Source organism: Citrobacter sp. TBCS-14, assembly GCF_005280805.1.
Taxonomy (GTDB): Bacteria; Pseudomonadota; Gammaproteobacteria; order Enterobacterales; family Enterobacteriaceae; genus Citrobacter; species Citrobacter gillenii.
In genome coordinates this window covers 1-535 of the sequence record NZ_SZWM01001017.1, presented here as the reverse complement: position 1 = coordinate 535, position 535 = coordinate 1, and the positions used below count along the sequence as shown (strand labels likewise).

The following is a 535-nucleotide window of genomic DNA, read 5'->3' as shown; positions in this document are numbered from 1 at the left end:
GCCGCGAGTTCGACGCTAAGCTTATCGGCAGCGACGATCAGAGCGACATCGCTCTGCTGCAAATTCAACATCCCAGCAACCTGACGCAAATTGCCATTGCCGACTCNGTCGCCGTCGGTAACCCGTTCGGGCTGGGGCAAACGGCAACCTCCGGCATCGTCTCGGCATTGGGTCGCAGCGGCCTGAATCTGGAAGGTCTGGAAAACTTTATTCAGACCGATGCGTCCATTAACCGGGGTAACTCCGGTGGCGCGCTGCTTAATCTGAATGGTGAATTGATCGGTATTAACACCGCCATTCTGGCACCGGGCGGCGGCAGTATCGGCATTGGCTTTGCCATTCCCAGCAACATGGCGCGCACGCTGGCGCAGCAGTTAATGCAGTTTGGCGAAATCAAACGCGGCCTGCTGGGTATTAAAGGTACTGAAATGACCGCTGACATCGCTAAAGCATTCAAACTGGATGTACAACGTGGCGCGTTTGTCAGCGAAGTTCTGCCTAACTCAGGTTCCGCAAAAGCGGGCGTGAAATCCGG

1 protein-coding gene is annotated in these 535 nt (G+C 55.8%); it reads left to right on the top strand.

Annotated features, from left to right (window positions below):
* A partial coding sequence (locus tag FDX22_RS22700; RefSeq protein WP_146717817.1) for a trypsin-like peptidase domain-containing protein occupies nucleotides 1–535 on the top strand: 535 nt, incomplete at both ends.